At 60.6% G+C, this 20,237-nt stretch carries 10 protein-coding genes; all 10 read left to right on the top strand.

The window, feature by feature from the left end; translation table 11 throughout:
- Window positions 1-429: 429 nt before the first annotated feature.
- The 10 genes from F1C16_RS16775 (at window position 430) to F1C16_RS16730 (ending at window position 20,208) form a co-directional block, all read left to right on the top strand.
- A complete protein-coding gene (locus F1C16_RS16775) occupies window positions 430-3,435 on the top strand; it encodes a TonB-dependent receptor (protein WP_258048943.1) in 3,006 nt (1,001 codons plus the stop codon).
- 31 nt (window positions 3,436-3,466) lie between these two features.
- Window positions 3,467-5,053 (top strand): RagB/SusD family nutrient uptake outer membrane protein, encoded by a 1,587-nt coding sequence (locus tag F1C16_RS16770; RefSeq protein WP_185281761.1) that lies wholly within the window; start codon window positions 3,467-3,469, stop codon window positions 5,051-5,053.
- A gap of 61 nt (window positions 5,054-5,114) precedes the next feature.
- Window positions 5,115-6,143, top strand: coding sequence for a glycoside hydrolase family 43 protein (locus F1C16_RS16765; RefSeq protein WP_185281760.1), 1,029 nt, complete (start codon window positions 5,115-5,117; stop codon window positions 6,141-6,143).
- A gap of 3 nt (window positions 6,144-6,146) precedes the next feature.
- Window positions 6,147-8,063, top strand: coding sequence for a beta-galactosidase family protein (locus tag F1C16_RS16760; protein WP_219733345.1), 1,917 nt, complete (start codon window positions 6,147-6,149; stop codon window positions 8,061-8,063).
- A gap of 289 nt (window positions 8,064-8,352) precedes the next feature.
- Window positions 8,353-10,173: a DUF2264 domain-containing protein gene (locus F1C16_RS16755; RefSeq protein ID WP_185281759.1), complete on the top strand. Its 1,821-nt coding sequence runs from the start codon at window positions 8,353-8,355 to the stop codon at window positions 10,171-10,173.
- Window positions 10,174-10,496: 323 nt separating this feature from the next.
- The gene (locus F1C16_RS16750) at window positions 10,497-12,893 is read left to right on the top strand and encodes a TIM-barrel domain-containing protein (RefSeq protein WP_219733344.1); all 2,397 of its coding nucleotides are present in this window, start codon (window positions 10,497-10,499) and stop codon (window positions 12,891-12,893) included.
- Between the two features lie 223 nt (window positions 12,894-13,116).
- Window positions 13,117-15,567: a glycoside hydrolase N-terminal domain-containing protein gene (locus F1C16_RS16745; RefSeq protein WP_185281758.1), complete on the top strand. Its 2,451-nt coding sequence runs from the start codon at window positions 13,117-13,119 to the stop codon at window positions 15,565-15,567.
- A 139-nt stretch (window positions 15,568-15,706) separates the two neighbouring features.
- Complete coding sequence (locus F1C16_RS23100; RefSeq protein ID WP_258048942.1) at window positions 15,707-17,911, top strand: family 43 glycosylhydrolase; 2,205 nt, start codon at window positions 15,707-15,709, stop codon at window positions 17,909-17,911.
- A 52-nt stretch (window positions 17,912-17,963) separates the two neighbouring features.
- Window positions 17,964-18,974 (top strand): glycoside hydrolase family 43 protein, encoded by a 1,011-nt coding sequence (locus F1C16_RS16735; RefSeq protein ID WP_219733343.1) that lies wholly within the window; start codon window positions 17,964-17,966, stop codon window positions 18,972-18,974.
- 79 nt (window positions 18,975-19,053) lie between these two features.
- Entirely contained in the window at window positions 19,054-20,208 is a 1,155-nt protein-coding gene (locus F1C16_RS16730) for a glycoside hydrolase family 88 protein (RefSeq protein WP_185281757.1), read from the top strand.
- The last annotated feature ends 29 nt before the right edge of the window (window positions 20,209-20,237 follow it).

Genomic DNA, 20,237 nt, shown 5'->3' with positions numbered 1-20,237 from the left:
TTCAGAAAGAAAAAGAAAAGCGGTAAGAGAGTTAAATAAGGATGCAACTGACTGTTGGTGACCAGGTTATTGTGATTGGTTGTATATATCAATCGATTGTGTGAAGAATGGATGACCAATTTAACCCCTTTTTTCGATTGAATTGTCCCCTACTCTCCTCTAGGGCTCCTTCTACATTTGGCTAGTTCCCAACACCGCGGTGGTAGTTGCTGAAAGCAGCGCTTACCTACTACTAAGAAGACGCCCGCAAACGGATAGGTTGGTCTGCACTGAACAACAACCTCCCTCTGCCCCGCTCCGACAACAACGCCTACCTACAGAAGACTTTTTGGAAAAATTCTACATCTCCCACCTTGCACTGGTCCTCTCCAGATGCAAAATTCCTTCACTTCTATGAGAGTAAAACCGTTACTCTTATGCGGGACACTTGTGCCCTTGCAAGTAGCCCTTGCTGCACCCGCTGCACACAGCTACCCCGGAGTACCCGAGCGCCCCACCGTTGGGGTAGCCGCGCCCGTTGACCAGACCATTACCGGCCGCGTAACCGACGACCAGGGCCAGCCCCTACCCGGCGCGACGGTAGTAGTGAAAGGTACCACTATCGGGACCGGCACCGATGGCGACGGCCGCTTTTCGCTGGTGGTACCTACTGCAAACCAGGGTGGTACATTGCTGATTTCGTCTATTGGCTTCACCTCGCAGGAGTTTCCGCTGGGCAGCCGCACCACGTTTGATGTGCGGATGGTAACGGATACCAAGGCCTTGGAGGAAGTGGTGGTGGTAGGCTACGGCACCCAGAAGCGCTCCGACGTGACGGGCTCAGTGGTATCGGTGCCGCAGGACCGGTTGGAAAAGCTGCCGGTCTCGAACGTGGCGCAGGCGCTGCAAGGGGCGGTGGCAGGTGTGCAGATTACGGGTGGATCGAGTGTGCCGGGCAACCAGCCGAGCATCCGGATTCGGGGGGTGCGCTCTATCACGGCCAACGCCGACCCCTATCTGATTGTGGACGGGGTGCCGTTTCCGGGTAACCTCAACGACATCAATCCCAATAACATTGCCAGCATTGAGATTCTAAAAGATGCTTCTTCCACGGCCATTTACGGTACGCGGGGCTCCAACGGGGTTATTCTTATCTCTACCAAGCGCGGTAAAACCGGCAAGCCGCAGATTCGCTACAACGGCTATATCGGTCCCGAGTACCTGAACAACCGGCTGCGCCCGCTCGACGGCCCTGCTTACTCCGCTAAATACCAAGAGTTTGCCCGGCAACGGGGGCTAAACGTAACCCCAGTGCCTAACCTCGGCGAACAGGCCAACTACGAAGCCGGCCGCACGGTAGACTGGTTCGACGAGATTTCACAGCAGGGCATGATTCAGGATCATAACCTGTCGGTGTCGGGTGGTACGGACGACGTGAAGTACTTCGTGTCGGGCGACTACTTCAAGCAGAAAGGCGTGGTGAAAGGCTTTCAGTTCCAGCGCATCAGCCTGCGCACCAACATCGACGCCAACCTGACGCCCTGGCTGCGTGTGGGTACGTCGGCGTTCTTTTCCAGCAACAACGACGATGGCGGCCGCGCCGACCTCAGCCTGGCCCAGGTAGCGAGCCCATACGGTACCATCTACAACCCCGATGGTTCCTACACGGTTTTCCCGCAGCCCCCAGAACAGCTGATTAAGAACCCATTGGTAGGCCTTACCACTACCCGCGAGAGCCGCGTCAACCAGCTCACAGGCACGGGCTACGCCGAGGTAGCACCCAACTTCCTGGATGGCCTGAAGTACCGTCTGAACGCTACCTACTCGTACCGGCCCTACCGCTACGCCTACTACGAAGGGCGGGCTTTTGGCAACCTGCGCGGTGGCGCCCAGCTTGTCAACGATGAGCGGATGAACTACACCATCGAGAACCTGCTGATTTACAACAAAGACATTGGCAAGCACCACTTTGATGTAACCGCGCTGTACAGCTCCCAGCAGAATACGTACTTCACCACCACCGAAAACGCGAGCGGTTTCATCAACGATGAAATTGGGTTCAACAGCATTGGCTCGGGTTCCAACACGCCCACCATCAGCTCGTACAGCGAGCGGCGGGCGTTGGTGTCGCAGATGGGACGCATCAACTACAATTACGACAGCCGCTACCTGTTTACGGCCACGGCCCGCCGCGACGGTTCATCCGTATTCGGAGTCAATGCCGATAAATACGCCATCTTCCCCTCGGTGGCGGTGGGCTGGAATATTGCCAATGAAGCTTTCCTGCGCGATAACAGCAAAATAAGTAACCTGAAACTGCGCTTCTCTTACGGGATAACCGGTAATGAAGCAATTCCGGCGTACGGCACCATCACAGGCTTGGCGCTAGGGCAATATGCATACGGTGGGGTAGCTTCTACTTCCCTGCGGGCAGGCACTATCGGTAATATTGGTCTTGGTAACGCGAACTTGAAGTGGGAGCAAACCTCCAGCGTAAACTACGCGGTGGACTTTGGCTTCTTCAACAACCGTCTGTCGGGCACGGTGGAGTACTACGATGCCAAAACCAAAGACTTGCTGCTGGCCCGGCAGATTCCGATTATAACGGGCTACAACTCCATTCTGGACAACATTGGCCGGGTGCAGAACCGCGGCATTGAGCTGACGCTGACCTCCGTTAACATCGACAAAAACGGCTTCAACTGGAGCACCAACTTCAACATTTCCGGCAACCGCAACAAGATCCTGGATCTGTACGGCAATGGCACCGACGATATTGGCAACCGCCGCTTCATTGGCAAGCCGCTGAGCGCTATCTACGACTATGAGAAGGTAGGGGTATGGCAGGTAGGCGAAGACCCCTCGGCGCTGGACCCCGGTGCCAAGCCCGGCGACCTAAAATTTGCCGACCTCAACGGCGACGGCCGAATTACCAGCCTCGACCGGCAGTACCTGGGTACTGCGCTGCCCGACTACTCGGCGGGTCTTACCAACACCTTTGCTTACAAAGGCTTTAGCCTGCGCATTTTCTTCCAAACGGTGCAAGGCGTACTCAAAAATAACCCCACGCTCAACTTCCTGGACCTGGGCGGGCGCCTGAACACCCCGCGTGAAGTAGGCTATTGGACGCCCGAGAACATGAGCCAGGACCGCCCTGGGCTGAACTATTTCAACCCACGCGGCTACGGCTACCCCAGCAATGCCAGCTTCACCCGCCTCAAGGATATAACACTGAACTACACCTTCGCTCCGGCCCTGGTAGAGCGGCTCAAACTGGGGGGAGTATCGGCCTATATCAGCGGGCGCAACCTCTATACCTGGACCGACTGGGTAGGCTACGACCCCGAGCAGAACTACACGCTTGGCAACGGTACGGGCAACACTGACGGCAATGGGCCGCCCAACTTCCCCAACGTGGCTACCTACGTGTTCGGCCTCAACCTGACGCTGCGCTAATCTTCCCTACCCGTCTTTTACAGCTTCTGATATGAAACGTATTATAGTTGCTTGCTTTGGCTTGCTGGGCGCTACGCAGCTGCTCAGTTCCTGCGCCGAAGACTACTTGGATGAAGATCCAAAATCCTTATACACCCCCCAAACAGTACTGGTAGACTCGCTGGGCTTTGAGGCGGCTATGGCCGGTTTGCAGTCCGTTGTACGCGAGCAGTACACCCGCTCCGACGAGCAAGGCTTGCTGAGCGTGATGCAGGTGGGCACCGATGTGGCCATTCCGGGACAGGTGCAGGGGGTGGAAGTGCCCTACTACAACTACACGCAGCTGACCTCGCAGGACCAGGGAGCCAACGTATTCTGGAACCAGGCCTATCGGATGATCAACAACGCCAACCAGATTATTGCCGGAGCCGCTACGGCGCCCGCTACGCTCCGCCAGGGCTACAAAGACCGCATCAGCGCCGAAGCACGCTTCTACCGTGCCTACGCCTACAACTTCTTGGCAACACTCTGGGGCGATGTGCCGCTAATAACGGAACCCGTCACAACGGCCCGCACCGACTTTGCACGCGCGCCTATTGCTGAAGTCAATGAGTTGATCATCAACGATCTGAAAACAGCTATTCCAAGTCTATTGCCAGCCAGCCGCGTGATTTCGGGGCGTACTGCGAAGGGGGCAGCGCAGCACCTGCTGGGGGAGGTATATTTGCGCACCAATCAGAACGCGCTGGCCGAGCAGGTGCTCAAAGAGGTAATCGACGGTGGTCAGTACAAGCTCATCACGGCCCGCTACGGGGTGAAATCCAATCAGCCCGGCGACTACTTCTCCGATATGTTTATCATCGGTAACCAGCGCCGCAACCAAGGCAACACCGAGCTCATTTGGGGTATTGAGCAGCAGCTGCTAGTACCCGGTGCCACAACCAGCGCCCAGCAGCGCCGTGTGTGGGTGCCGGCCTACTACAACGTGAAGGGTATGGCCCTGGCCGACTCGCTGGGTGGCCGTGGCTTGGGACGTTTGCGCTTGAGCAACTGGGTCGACTACCGCCTCTACCCCAAGGATGAAAGCGCCGATATGCGCAATTCGAAGTATAATCTCAAGCGTCGCTTCTACTACAACGACCCCTCGCAGACTGCCACGTACGGTAAGCGTGTAACGGGCCTGACGGGCTCGGATACCATTTTCTACATCACGCCCTATACCACCAAGTGGAATCAGTTTGACCCCACCGACACCTTTGGGTTTGGCACCATTAAGGACATAACCATGATGCGCCTGGGCGAAACCTACCTGCTGCTGGCAGAAGCCCAGTTCCGGCAGGGTAAGCTAGCCGATGCCGCAGCCAGCATTAATGTGTTGCGCACCCGTGCCAAAGCTGCCCAGGTAACGGCTTCGGATATCACGCTCAACTTTATTCTGGACGAGCGCGCCCGCGAGTTGATAGGAGAAGAGCAGCGCCGTATTACGCTGGTCCGTACGGGCACCCTGGTAGAGCGCACGCTCCGCCTGAATGGGGCCTCCGTTACGGGGTTGACAGCCAATAACTTATTGTTGCCCATCCCACAGTCGGAGATTGACCGGAACATCAACGGTACTCTCCGTCAGAACACAGGCTACTAACCCTACCCTTCATCGGTAGACGGCCGACTGCCGGTGCAGTCGGCCGTCGAGTATTATGCGTATGCAGAAATTCTTTTTTCTTGTGGTAGGGTTGGGGCTGAGCACGGGTACTACCCTGGCACAAGCCCCCGCTACGTCCGGCAGCGTCCCGAAGGCGAAAACCGCCGCCTTCCGCCCCGGCGAGCTGTGGTACGACACCGATGGCAACCGCATCAATGCCCACGGCGGCGGCGTGTTGCAGGTAGGGAACACCTACTATTGGTACGGCGAGAAGCGCGCCCAGCACCAGGAAGAAGGCGTGAACGTGTACAGCTCCAAAGACCTCTATAATTGGAAATATGAAGGCGTGGCCCTACCCCCCAGCCAGGATGCGCAGAGCGACATTGCGGCCAGCTGCCTGATGGAGCGCCCCAAAGTCCTCTATAATAAGAAGACCGGCAAGTACGTGATGTGGTTTCACCTGGAGCTGAAAGGCCAAGGCTACAAAGCTGCCCGCGCCGGTGTGGCCGTGGCCGACAAGCCCACCGGCCCATTCAAATACGTGAGCAGCTTCCGGCCCAACGGCAATATGTCGCGCGATATGGGCTTGTTTGTGGACGACGATGGCGCGGCCTACCACATCTACTCGGCTCGCGAGAACTACGACCTGCGTCTGGCCCGCCTCTCGCCCGACTACCTGACGGCTACCCCCCAGGACTCGCTGCTCTTTAGCAAGCACCAGGAGGCGCCGGCCCTGTTCAAAACCGACGGCAAGTACTACCTCATCACCTCGGGCTGCACCGGCTGGGACCCCAACCAGGCCTCCCTGCACGTAGCCGACCGGCCCTTTGGCCCCTGGAAACCCCTGGGCGACCCCATGACCGGCCCCAACGCCAAGCTCACCTTCGGCGGGCAGTCGACCTACGTGCTGCCGGTGGCGGGCCGGAAGGATGCCTTCCTCTTCATGGCCGACCGTTGGAACCCCAAAGACCTGAAAGACAGCCGCTACCTGTGGCTGCCGGTACAGTTCAAAGATGGTCAGCCTACCATTGGGTGGCTGGACCAGTGGAACCTCAATTTCTTCAACAACTCCTCTACCAAACCCCTCTAGGCCGTGCTGAACCAGACACTTGTGCGGGCGCTGCTGCTGGGCGGCCTTAGCCTCTCCACGCTTGCCACCACCACGCAGGCGCAAACCAAGCCTGCAAAGAAAACCCTTCCTGCCCCTGCGACGACCAAGCACACCTTTGCGCTGGGCGACGAGCACTTTTTGCTCGACGGCAAGCCCTTTCAGATGATTTCGGGGGAGATGCACTACCCCCGCGTGCCGCGTGAGGCCTGGCGCCAGCGCATGCGCATGGCCAAGGCCATGGGCCTGAACACCATCGGCACCTACGTGTTCTGGAATGCGCACGAGCCGGAGCCCGGCAAGTACGATTTCAGCGGCAACCACGATGTGGCCGCCTTTGTGAAGATGGCCCAGGAAGAAGGCCTGTGGGTGGTGCTGCGGCCCAGCCCCTACGTGTGCGCCGAGTGGGAATTTGGCGGCTACCCCTACTGGCTGCAAAACCTGGCTGGCCTGAAGGTGCGCAGCCAGGAGCCGCAGTACGTAGCTGCCTACAAGCGCTACCTCAATGCCGTAGCCAAACAGCTGGCGCCCTTGCAGGTGAACCACGGCGGCCCGGTGCTGATGGTGCAGGTGGAAAACGAATACGGCTCCTACGGCGCCGACAAGGAGTACCTCGCCCAGAACCAAAAGCTGTTCCGCGAGGCGGGCTTCGATGGGCTGCTCTACACCTGCGACCCAGCCGCCGACGTGGCGAAAGGCCACCTACCCGGCCTGCTGCCCGCCGTGAACGGCCTCGACAAGCCCGACCAAGTGAAGAAGATTGTGCGCGACAACCACGCCGGCAAAGGCCCCTACTTCATTGCCGAGTGGTACCCCGCGTGGTTCGACTGGTGGGGCGCACCCCACCACACCGTGCCGGCCGAGAAGTACGCCGGCCGCCTCGATTCAGTGCTGGCGGCGGGTGTGTCCATCAACATGTACATGTTTCATGGGGGCACCACGCGCGGGTTTATGAACGGCGCCAACTACAAGGGCGAAGGCACGCGCTACGAACCCCAGATCAGCAGCTACGACTACGATGCGCCCCTGGACGAAGCCGGCAATGCTACCCCTAAGTTTCTGGCGTTTCGGCAGGTGATAGAGAAGCACTTGCCCGCGGGCACCAAACTGCCCGCCGTGCCTGCGGCCAAGCCAACTACCCGCATTCCGGCTGTTAGTCTGAGCCAGGCTACCCCACTGCTGAGCGTGCTGCCCAAAGCCGTGACCATTGCCAAACCCCAGACGTTTGAGGACCTGCACCAGCCTTACGGCTTCGTGCTCTACCGCACCCAGGTACCGGGCGGCCGCACGGGCGTGCTCAGCCTGACCGAGCTGCGCGACTACGCCGTGGTGCTGGTGAACGGCCAGCGCGTGGCCGTGCTGGACCGCCGCAAGGGCGAGCACCAGGAAGCCACCATCACCCTGCCCGCCGGTACCGCCACGCTGGATATTCTGGTGGAAAACCTGGGCCGCATCAACTTCGGCGCCTATCTGTTGCAGAACCGCAAGGGTATTACGGAGCAGGTGACGTTTGCGGGTCAGGAGCTGACCGGCTGGCAGCACTTCCCGCTGCCGTTCGATGATATTTCGAAGGTAACGGCCACCAAAGCCAGCCGCGCCTCTGCCGGCAACGGGCCAGTGCTGCGGCGCGGCTCCTTCACGCTCGCTACCCCCGCCGACACCTACCTCGATATGAGCCAGTGGGGCAAGGGCAGCGTGTGGCTGAACGGCCACCACCTGGGCCGCTACTGGGAAACCGGCCCTCAGCAAACCGTGTATGCGCCCGCCGAGTGGCTGAAGAAAGGCCGCAACGATGTAGTGGTATTGGAGCTGCTGAAACCCGAACAAGACCAGCTCACCGGCCTCGACAAACCCATTCTGAACGTGCTGAAGCCGGAAGGCGAAGCCCGCAAGACCAACTAATCCGTGCCTATTCCCACCCAACGCTCCTTCTTGCTTACACCTTCTCCTGCTACACTCCTTCGCTCTGCCCTTGTGGGCTTGCTAGGAGTAGGCGGGTGGCTGGCGCCTACCCCTGGGTTGGCCCAAACCACCTCGCCTACCTACTTCGATACGCATGTGGCGCCGGCCCCTGCCAAGCTGCCGCCCTTTGCGGTGCAGCAGCCCGACAAGCGCCTGAGTCCCTTCACGGGCATGACGCGCCGGCATTGGCAGGACGCCGCCCGCTACCTGCTCGGCGGCGCATTCAGCTATGTGCAGAAGCTCGACGACCCCATGCAGTTTCCGAAGGAGCCAGGCAAGAGCTACCCCCGCAACGAGGGCCAGGTGCCCACCGAGAAAGCTGGAGGGCTTGTGCCGCACCCTGTTTATGGCCGCGCCGCTGCTGAAAGAAGACCCCAACCTCACGCTCAATGGCGTGAAGGTAGCCGACTACTACCGCCACCAACTGGCGCTGCTCGTCGATCCGAAAAGTCCTAGCTACATCCGGCCCCGCGCTCAAAATGGTGGTCCCAGCCAGATTCTGGTGGAGTTTGGCGGGCTGGGCGTGGCCCTGTTTGCCGCCCCCGAGGTGCTGTGGGACCCGCTGCCCCAGGCCACCAAAGACGCCCTGGCCGCCACCATGCTCAGCTATGGCGACGGCCCCACGGTACCCCAAAACTGGCGCTACTTCAACATCTTCATCCTCAGTTTTTTCGAGAGTCGCGGCTACCAGGTCAACAAGCCGCTGCTGGAAGAATACCTGCAAAAGCAACTGACCCACTACGATGGCCAGGGCTGGTACAACGACGCGCCTACCTACGACTACTACAGCATGTGGGCATTTCAGATGTACGGCCGGCTGTGGAGTGAGTACTACGGGCACCAGCACTACCCCGAAATTGCGGCGAAGCTCAACGAGAACTTCGCCCCGTTGCGCGACACCTACCCCTACCAGTTTGGGCGCGATGGACACCTGATTATGTGGGGCCGCAGCATTACGTACCGCTTTGCGGCGGTAGTGCCGTTTCCGCTGATGGGCCTGCGCCCCGCCGCCGATACCAACTTCGGCTGGATGCGGCGCATTGCCTCAGGCGCCATGCTGCAATTCTTGCAACACCCCGATTTTCTGGAAGATAATGTGCCCACGCTGGGCTTCTACGGTTCCTTCGAGCCAGCTGTGCAGCCGTATAGCTGTCGGGGTAGCGTGTACTGGATGGCCAAGGCTTTTCTGGGCCTGCTGGTGCCCGCCGACTCGCCTTTCTGGACCGCCACCGAAAACGAAGGCGCCTGGGCTACCCCGGCCCTGGCCAAAGGCACGGTATTCAACAAGTTTGAGCCCGGCCCCAACATCCTCATCACCGACTACCCCAACACCGGCGCGGCTGAGCTGCGTGCCCCCTGCCACCAGGATAGCTCCGACCCCTACCGCGGCGACGAGAACTACAACCGCTTGAGCTACAACAGCGCCTTTCCGTGGCAGGCCGATGGCCCCAACGGCGAAGTAGCCATGAACTATGTGTTCAAAAATAAGGACAGCAAGTGGGAGCCCCTGCGCCTCTACACCTTCAAGAAGTTTGAAGACGGCGTGTACTACCGCGACGCTGTGCTCGAAACCGATAAAAACGTGCAGCTGCACCTGGCCGAAATGCCCCTCCCCAACGGCATCTTGCGGGTAGACGTAGGCCAGAGCCCCGCGGCCACCGACCTGCGCCTGGGGCACTACGCCCTACCCAAACTCGCGGGCACCATCCGGCGCAGCACGCGCAAGGTAGGGAGCTACACGGCCCAAATCATCGACAACGGCACCTACCAACTGGCGCTGGTGCCGCTCAGCGGGTGGTCGGAAACGCAGGTGGTGGACGCCACGGGGCTGCACCCGGCCGCCATCCAAAGCACCGTGCTCAATGCCGTGGGCACCACCTCGCCCAACCACCACCCCGTTGTATTCAGCACCTTGCTGCTCTGGAAAAAATCGGGCGAGAAATGGACGAACAAAGAGATGCTACCCGTGAAAAATATTCATTACGACGCTCAATCCGGTATCATCACTTTGACCATGGCAAACGGTCAAAAGAAAACAATAAAGCATTGATAATCAACCGATAATATTATGCATAACGCGTGGCGTTCCTACTAGTGGGGGATTGGGCGCGGCTGTATATTTAGGGAAGCAGCCGTGCCCAGCTCTAGTCCTCATTATAGATAACTTACTCAGCGGCCGTGGGAATCCGTGGGGTAGGTGGGGCGTCGCGCGTTTGGAATAATACCTTGGGTAGCGGTGTAGAGACGCATACTTGCGTCTCATCGTTGAACGACATCGGCAACGCGGCGCGGACGACAAGACGCAAGTATGCGTCTCTACAACACCGCTTTACACGAACTACTATTCTGACATACACTTAACCTATCGTTCTTTTGGCCACATCCACTCTACACCCGCTGTTTTCGGTGGCGCTCGGCCTGCTGCTGGTGCCCGCTGCCCACGCCCAGCAATACCAGAAAACCGCCACCGGCCTGCAACTTTCCACCGACTCGCTCACGGTGCGGGTGCAATTCTACAGCCCCGACATTGTGCGGGTGGTAAAGTTTCCGAAGGGCAAGGAAAACGAGCGCAAGAGTCTGGTAGTGATACAAACGCCCGCGCCGGGCAAACTGAAATACAGCAGCAAAAACGGCCTCATCAGCCTAAGCAGCCCGAGCACCGAGGTGCGCATCGATCCGAAAACCGGGCAGGTGCGTTTTCTCACCGCTAAAGGGCAGCCGCTGATCAGCGAGAAAGCCAACGGCTCGCGCTTCACGGGCAAGCAGGATCTGGGTGCCGCTACTTACCGCGTGCGGCAGCTGTTTCAGCTGGCGCCCAACGAGCCGGTGTACGGGCTGGGCCAGCACCAGGACGGGCACCTCAACTACCGCGGCCAGAAGGTGCTGCTGAAACAGCGAAACCTCGATATTGCCGTGCCGGTGCTGCACTCGGGCAAAGGCTACGGCGTGTTCTGGGACAACTACTCAACCATGCAATTTACTGACAATGAACAAGGTACGCTATTCGATTCGGAGGTAGGCGACTGCGCCGACTACTACCTGCTGAACGGCAACGGCACGGCCGATGGCGTGGTGGCACAATACCGCCGCCTCACCGGGCAAGCCCCTATGTTTCCGCGCTGGACGCTGGGCTTCTGGCAAAGTAAGGAGCGCTACCGGAGCCAGGACGAGACGGTGGGCGTAGTGAAGAAATACCGCGCCCTGGGCGTGCCCCTCGATGGCATTGTGCAGGACTGGCAGTACTGGGGCGAAAACAACGACTTCTGGAACTCCACCGAGTTTGGCAACCCGCGCTTTCCCAATCCGCAGGGCATGGTAGACGAGGTGCACCAGCTCCATGCCCACCAGATTATTTCGGTGTGGCCCTCGTTCGGCAAAAAGACCAAGATCTATCAGGAGCTGGCCGCCAAGGACATGCTCTTCGACTTTATCACCTGGCCGCGCACGCCCCACGTGAAAGTCTACGACGCTTTCGACCCCGCCGCCCGCGACATCTACTGGAGCTACCTGAACAAGAACATCTTCCGCCTGGGCATGGATGGCTGGTGGCTCGATGCCACCGAACCCGATCAGCTCACCCCCTTCGATACCGACGACGACAACGAAACGGCGCTGGGTAGCTTCCGGCGGGTGCGCAACGCCTACCCCCTCATGAGTACCACCGGCGTGTACAAGCACCAGCGCGAGGCCAGCGAAGCCAAGCGCGTGTTCATCCTCACGCGCTCGGCCTTTGCCGGGCAGCAGCGCAATGGTACTATGGTGTGGTCGGGTGATGTGAACTCGCGCTGGGATGTGCTGGCCAAGCAGCCGGCCGCCGCGCTCAGCCTGAGCCTGGCCGGCTTCCCGTACTGGAACAGCGACATCGGCGGCTTTTTCCCCTCCGGCGAGTATCCGAAGGGCGTGCAGGACCCGGCGTTTCAGGAGCTGTTTACGCGCTGGCAGCAGTTTGCGGCCCTCACGCCCATGATGCGCGCCCACGGCGAGTATACGCCCCGCGAGATTTATCAGTTCGGCGAGAAAGGCAGCTGGGCGTTTGATGCGCAGAAAAAGTTCATCGACCTGCGCTACCGCTTGCAGCCCTACCTCTACGCCAATGCCTGGGGCGTAACCAGCCGCGCCGGCACCCTGATGCGGGCCCTGCTAATGGACTTCCCCGCCGACCCGAAGGTGACGGACATGAGCTCGGAGTACATGTTTGGCCCGGCTCTGCTGGTGCGCCCCGTAGTGGAAGCGCAGTACGTAAACCGGCCCGACAAAAACCAGCCCGTGCCACCCGATTTCTCGCAAACGAAAACCACCGAGGTGTACCTGCCCGCTGGCACGAGCTGGGTGGATTTCTGGACGGGCAAGCGCCACAACGGCGGGCAAACCGTGCAGCGTGCCACCCCCATCGACCTGATGCCGCTCTACGTGCGCGCCGGCGCCGTGCTGCCCCTGGGGCCGCTGCAACAGTACACCGGCGAGAAGCCCGACGCGCCCCTGGAAATCCGCGTGTATCCGGGTGCCAATGGCGAATTCATGCTCTACGAAGACGAAAACGACAACTACAATTACGAAAAAGGAGCCTACGCTACCATCCAAATGCGCTGGAACGACAAGGCCCGGCAGCTGACAGTAGAAAACCGCGCTGGTTCGTTTCCGGGCATGGCGCAGGAGCGCACCTTCCGGGTGGTACTGGTAGATGAGCAGCACGGCACCGGGGTAGGCGAGGGCACCGAGCCCGCCAAGGAAGTGCGCTATGCGGGCAAGAAGCTAACTGTGAAGCTATAACTTACCGAACCTCTTACAGGGCGTTGCCTCCCTATGCCGTTTGGAGGGTAGGCGGTCGGGGCGGAACTGTTGCCAGCCCGGCACCTGCGTGCTGTGTTATTTATCTTCTCGCTTGATATTCTCCTGATGAAATACTCTCTCTGTCTGTTGGTTCTGTGGGGGCTGCTGGCGCTGCCAGCCGCTGCTACCACCCCCGCCGTACGCAGTCAGGAAGGGCACCCTTATGGCAATCCGGCTACCGCTAAGACTCCCAAGAGCCAGCGCGCCCCCCGCCGACCTGAAGCTGTGGTACAGCAAGCCGGCCACGGAGTGGGTAGAAGCCTTGCCCGTAGGCAATGGCCGGGTAGGGGCTATGGTGTTTGGTGGTGTGGAGAAAGAGTTGATTCAGCTGAATGAAAGCACTTTATATAGCGGCGGTCCTGTGCCGGCCAGTGTTAATCCGCAGGCGGCTTCCTACCTGCCGCAGGTGCGCGAGGCCTTGCTGCGCGAGCAAGATTATGGCAAGGCCGACGAACTGGTGCGGCACATGCAGGGCCTGTTCACCGAATCGTACCTGCCGCTGGGCGACCTGGTGTTGCAGCAAGACCTGGGCGTCGCTACCCCTACCGCCTACCGCCGGGAGCTGGATTTACCATCGGCCACGACTACGACGCGCTTCACCGTGGGCGGGGTAGAGTACACCCGCGAGGTGCTGGCCTCGGCGCCGGCCAACGTGCTGCTGGTGCGCCTGCGGGCCAGCCGGGCCCACGCTCTCACGCTGGATATAGCTGCCAACAGCCCGCTGCATCACAGCTGGGCCGTGGAGCAAGGCCAGGAATTGGTGGTGAGCGGCAAAGCCCCTGCGCACGTCGACCCGAACTACTACAACCCCAAAGACCGGGAGCACATCGTGTACGCCGATACCAGCGGCTGCTGGGGCATGCGGTTTCAGTACCGCATTCGGGCCGTAGCGCCGGGCGGGCGCGTATCGGCTGGTCCGGCGGGGCTGCACATTGAGCAAGCTAACGAGGTAGTGCTGTACGTGGTGGCCGCTACCAGCTTCAACGGCTTCGATAAGTGCCCGGACCAGGAAGGCCGTGACGAGAAAGCCTTGGCGGCTGAGGCGATGCAGCGGGCAGCGAGCAAGTCGTTTGGGGCATTGCAGCGGGCCCACGTGGCCGACGTGCAGCGCTACCTGGGCCGCGTGGCGCTGGTCGTGGCCGACACCACCGGGCGCCCCGCCCCGGCCCTACCCACCGACGAGTGGTTGCAAGCCTACGCCCGCGGCGCCTATGACCCGGCCCTGGAAACGCTGTATTTCCAGTACGGGCGCTACTTGCTGTTGGCGTCGTCGCGGCCGGGTGGGCCGCCGGCCAACCTGCAAGGCATCTGGAACCGGGAGGTGCGCCCGCCCTGGAGCTCCAACTACACCATCAATATCAACACCCAGATGAACTACTGGCCTGCCGAGGTGACCAACCTGAGCGAGCTGCACGAGCCGCTGCTGCGCTGGCTGCACGATCTGGCGAAGGCCGGTACCCACACGGCCCGCGAGTTTTACGGCGCCCGCGGCTGGGTAGCGCACCACAACTCCGACATCTGGGCCACCACCAGCCCCGTGGGCGACGTAGGCCACAGCGACCCAGTGTGGGCCAACTGGGCCATGGGCGGCAACTGGCTGAGCCAGCACTTGTGGGAGCATTACGCCTTCACTCAAGACAAGCGCTACCTAGCCGAGCAGGCCTACCCTCTGATGAAGCAAGCCGCTCTATTCAGCCTCGATTGGCTGGTAGAAGGCCCCGACGGCTACCTCGTGACGGCCCCCTCTACCTCGCCCGAAAACCTGTTCAAAGACCAGAACGGCAAGGCGCAGAGTGTGTCAGTGGCCACTACCATGGACATGGCCATCATCTGGGATTTGTTTACCAACGTTATCGAGGCCTCGCAGGTGTTGGGGGTAGATGCTGAACTGCGCGCCCAGCTGCTGGCCAGTCGGGCGCGGCTGTACCCGCCGCGCGTGGGTGCCCAGGGCCAGCTGCTGGAGTGGTACCGCGACTTCCCCGAAACCGACCCGCACCACCGCCACGTGTCGCACCTGTTTGGGCTGCACCCCGGCCGGCAGCTCTCGGAGGCCCAAACGCCCGAGCTGTTTCGGGCGGCCCGCAAGACGCTGGAAATCCGCGGCGACGAGGGCACAGGGTGGAGCAAGGCCTGGAAAATAAACTGGTGGGCCCGCCTGCGCGACGGAGACCACGCCTACACGCTCATCCGGCAGCTGTTGCGCTACATGCCCGCCAAGGGTAGGGGCGCCGGGGGCACCTACCCCAACCTGTTCGATGCCCACCCGCCGTTTCAGATTGACGGCAACTTTGCGGGTACTGCGGGCATGGCCGAGCTGTTGCTGCAAAGCCACCTGGGCGAAATCGAGTTGCTGCCAGCCCTCCCCGCGGCCTGGAATACGGGCCAGGTGCGGGGGCTGCGCGCCCGCGGCGGCTTCGAGGTGGGTATGGCTTGGCAACACGGCCAGCTGCAAACGGCTACCCTCGCGGCGCTGGCCGGGGGGCGGTGCGTGGTGCGGGCTGCCCGGCCCTTTCGCATCAAGGGCGTACGGGCCGCCCCTACCCACGATGCCCGTGGCTATGTGCTGGTATTCGAGGCCAAGAAAGGGCGTGCCTATCAGCTAGCGGCCAATTAGATCTTGCCGCTGCGGCCCCACAGTAGCGGCGGAACGGTCAAAGAAGGGGGGCAAATTAGCCTTTGCGCGGCCCGCACTGGCTCCCCTCCCAAAATTTGACTCTTTTGCGTTGCGCCCACTTCGATACTTTTCTTTCCCTATGATGACGTTCTCTCTTTCTACATTTCGCCGCTGGTGTGCCACCCACGCCGGCACCGGTCAATACCGCTCCTTCGGACGCATGGCCGGGGTGTTGCTGGTGCTTGCGATGGTAGGCCCCGCGAAGCTCGCCGCCAAGCCACCGAAAACCACTGCCTACCTATTCACCTACTTCACCGGCAACGACAAAAAGCAGGAAGCCATCCGCTTCGCGCTCAGTCAGGATGGCTACCACTACACGGCCCTCAACGGCAACCGGCCCATCGTCAGCTCGGCGGCCATCAGCGAGACAGGCGGCGTGCGCGACCCGCACATTTTGCGCGGCCACGACGGCAAGACCTTCTACATGGTGGCTACCGATATGGTGTCGGCCAAGGGCTGGAGCAGCAACCGGGGCATGGTGCTGCTGAAGTCCAACGACCTGATCAACTGGAAATCCAGCGTCGTCAACATTCAGAAGAAATATCCCAACCAAGAAAACCTGAAGCGGGTGTGGGCCCCGCAAACCATCTACGACGCCAAGGCCAAGAAGTATATGGTGTACTTCTCCTTGCAGTATGGCTCGGAGCCCGATAAAATCTACTACGCCTACGCCAACAAGGACTTTACGGACCTGGAAGGCGAGCCCAAACAGCTGTTTTTCTCACCCACCAACGGCTCTTGTATTGATGGCGACATTGCGGAGAAAGACGGCAAGTACTACCTCTTCTTCAAGACCGAAGGCCAGGGCAACGGCATCAAAGTGGCCGTGTCGGATAAGCTGACCGAGGGCTATAAGCAGCGCGACCCCTACGTGCAGCAAACCAAAGAGGCCGTGGAGGGTGCGGGCACCTTCAAGCTCAACAACAGCACCGACTACATCTTGATGTACGACGTGTACGGCAAGGGCCGCTACCAATTCACGCGCACGTCGGATTTCGAGTATTTCAAGGTGATTGACGACGAGGTGCAGATGAACTTCCACCCCCGCCACGGCACCGTGCTACCCATTACCGCCGAGGAAGCCACCCGCCTGGCCGCCCGCTGGCTAACACCAGCTGACCTATTCGGCACGGCCCAGAACAAGGCTATCCGGCAGCAGAACACCGTGGTAGACAGCGCGGCCGCCAAGGTGGCCTACTTGGCGCTGCCGGGTACCAGCCTGCAACAGTTTGATCCGCAGCTGACCACGTTTGGTCTGACGGTGAAGCCCAGCGGCCCGCAGAACTTCGCCAAGGGCCCCGTGACCTACACGGTAGGGCAGGGCAGCCAGCAGCGCACCTACGCGGTGTCCGTCACCGAAACGCACAACCCGGCCCTGAACGGCTACTACGCCGACCCGGCCATCCTGCACTCCGAGAAAACCGGCAAGTTCTACATCTACCCTACCTCCGACGGCTTCACGGGCTGGTCGGGCACCTACTTCAGAACGTTTTCCTCTCCCGACTTGGTGAACTGGAAGGACGAAGGCGTGATTCTGGACCTGAACCGCGACGTGAGCTGGGAGCACAAAAACGCCTGGGCACCCTGCATTATCGAGCAGAAAACCGCCACTGGCTACCGCTACGCCTACTATTTCTGCGCAGGCGCGAAGATCGGGGTAGCGTTGTCGGATAGCCCTACCGGCCCGTTCAAGGACACCGGCAAGCCGCTACTCAACCAACTTCCTGAGGGCGTGAAGGGCGGCCAGCAGATAGACCCCGCCGTGTTCCGCGACCCGCAGAGCGGCAAGCTCTACCTGTACTGGGGCAACGGCTACATGGCCGGCGCCGAGCTGAACGACGACTTGGTAAGCCTGAAGCCCGGCACCACGCAGGTGATGACGCCCGACAAGACGTTCCGCGAGGGCGCTCACGTGTTCTTCCGCAACGGCACCTACTACTTTATGTGGAGCGAGGACGACACCCGCTCGCCCAACTACCAGGTGCGCTACGGCACCTCCACCACGCCGCTGGGCAAGATTACGGTGCCCGCCAACAACCTAGTAATCACTAAAGACCCGGCGCAGGGTATCTACGGCACCGGCCACAACAGCACCATTCAGGTGCCCGGCCGCGACGAGTGGTACCTGGTCTACCACCGCTTCACCTATCCCAAAGGCATCAAAATGGGCGACGCCGCTGGCTACAACCGCGAGGTGTGCATCGATAAAATAGAATTTAATGCCGACGGCAGTATCAAGCCGGTGGCGCCTACCCACGCCGGTATTCAGCCAGTGCAACGGTAACTCCACCCCCGGCCCACCGATAGCAGCAACAACTATACAAAGAGAAACGATAATGAAATTCGCTATACGTTTGATAATAAGCAGCTTGCTGTTGTTGCCAGTCGCCGCGCAGGCGCAGCAAGCCAAAAAACCAGTTATCCGGCAGAACGTGCCGCTGGATTCCATCCGGCTGAGCGACCCGTTTATCCTCGCTGACTCGAAGACTAAGCAGTACTACATGACCGGCACCGGCGGCCTGCTCTGGAAAAGCCCGGACATGAAGCGCTGGTCGGGACCCTATTCCGTGGCCCAGCCTGATCCTACTTCCTGGATGGGGCCGAAACCGATGATCTGGGCCGCTGAAATCCACCCGTACCAGGGCAAGTACTACTACTTTGCCACCTTCACCAACCAAGCCGTCAAGATTGATACAGTGCAGGGTACGCCGATTGAACGCCGGGCCTGCCACGTGCTGGTCAGCAACCAGCCGGGTGGCCCTTACGTGCCCGTTCCCGGCGGCGACGCCACCTACCTGCCCGCTAACAAACCTACCCTCGACGCTACGCTGTGGGTAGATATGGACAAAAAGCCCTACATGGTATACTGCCACGAGTGGCTGCAAAACCAGAATGGCACCATCGAGAAAATTCAGCTGAAGCCTGATCTGAGCGGTACGGTAGGGGAGAGCAAGGTGCTGTTTCGGGCTAGCGACTCGCCCTGGAGCCGCGAAAACCCGCGCACCGGCCCGGCCCGCCCCAACAAAGTAACCGACGGCCCCTACCTGTTCCGGACCGGCACCGGCCGCCTGGGCATGATCTGGACCAGCTGGATCTACGACGTGTACACGCAAGGCGTGGCCTACTCCACCAGCGGCACCCTCGATGGCCCCTGGGTGCAGGAAAAAGACCCCATTACCCCGCCCAACTATGGCCACGGCATGCTGTTTCGCACCCTCGATGGCAAGCTCCTGATGGCCGCGCACAGCCACCAGGACATCAAGGGCCGCTACCACCGCGTGCCGCACCTGTTTGCGGTGGATGTGTCGGGCAACAAGCTGGTGCTGGGCAAGCCCTACCAGCCGTAAAGGTCGTCCGCCGGTCCGACGCCGCAGGCGTCGGACCGGCGGACGGCAACTATTTTCTGCAAACTCCCTCTTTCACCCCATGAACCGCCTTCCGACCTACCTACTCGGCGCTACCCTGCTGCTGGGGCTACCCACCGCCTGCACTACTTCCCAAACGGCTGCCACTTCCTACATGCAGCCGAAAAAGGCCGAGGTGCTGGCCCTCATTACGAAGGTGAATGACCACTGGCAGGCCACGCACCCGCCGCAAGAACGGGCGTTTTGGGACGTGGCTGCCTACCACACCGGCAACATGGCGGCCTATGCCGTCACTGAAGACGAGAAATACCGGCAGTATTCCGAAACGTGGGCCGAGCACAACCAGTGGAAAGGCGCTACCTCCGACGACAGAGCCACCTGGAAGTACAAGTACGGCGAAACGCCTGACCACGTGCTGTTTGGCGACTGGCAGATCTGCTTTCAAACCTACGCCGACCTGTATAAGCTGAAGCCCGAGCCCCAGCGCATTGCCCGCGCCCGCGAGGTGATGGAGTACGAGATGAGCACCCCCCAAAACGACTACTGGTGGTGGGCCGATGGCCTCTACATGGTGATGCCCGTGATGACCAAGCTCTATACCATCACCAACAACCCGCAGTACCTGACGAAGCTGCACGAGTACTTCAGCTACGCCAACAGCATCATGTACGACCAGGAAACCGGCCTGTACTACCGCGACGCCAAGTACGTGTACCCCCAGCACAAATCGGCGAACGGCAAGAAGGACTTTTGGGCGCGCGGTGATGGGTGGGTGTTTGCTGGCCTGGCCCGCGTACTACAAGACCTCCCCGCCACCGACCCCCACCGCGACGAGTACTTGAGCAAATACCGCGGCCTGGCCGCCGCCCTCAAGCAGGCCCAACAGCCGGAAGGCTACTGGACGCGCAGCCTCCTGGACCCTGCGCACGCCCCCGGCCCCGAAACCAGCGGCACGGCCTTCAACACTTTCGCTTACCTGTGGGGCATTAATCACGGCGTGCTGGACCGCAAAGAGTACCTGCCCACCGCCATGAAAGGTTGGCAGTACCTCACTACCACGGCCCTGCAACCCGACGGCACTATCGGCTACGTGCAGCCCATCGGCGAAAAAGCCATTCCCGGCCAGGTGGTCGATAAAAACTCTACCTCCAACTTTGGGGTAGGGGCTTTCCTGCTGGCCTCCAGCGAGATGTATCGCTACGTGGGCAAGCGCTAGAGTGCACGCACCTTTCCACCCGACGAATA

The sequence above is a fragment of the Hymenobacter sp. NBH84 genome (assembly GCF_014217645.1).
Classification (GTDB): Bacteria; Bacteroidota; Bacteroidia; order Cytophagales; family Hymenobacteraceae; genus Hymenobacter; species Hymenobacter profundi.
Note: the sequence above shows the minus strand (reverse complement) of the source record. Positions and strands in the feature narration are given on the sequence as shown.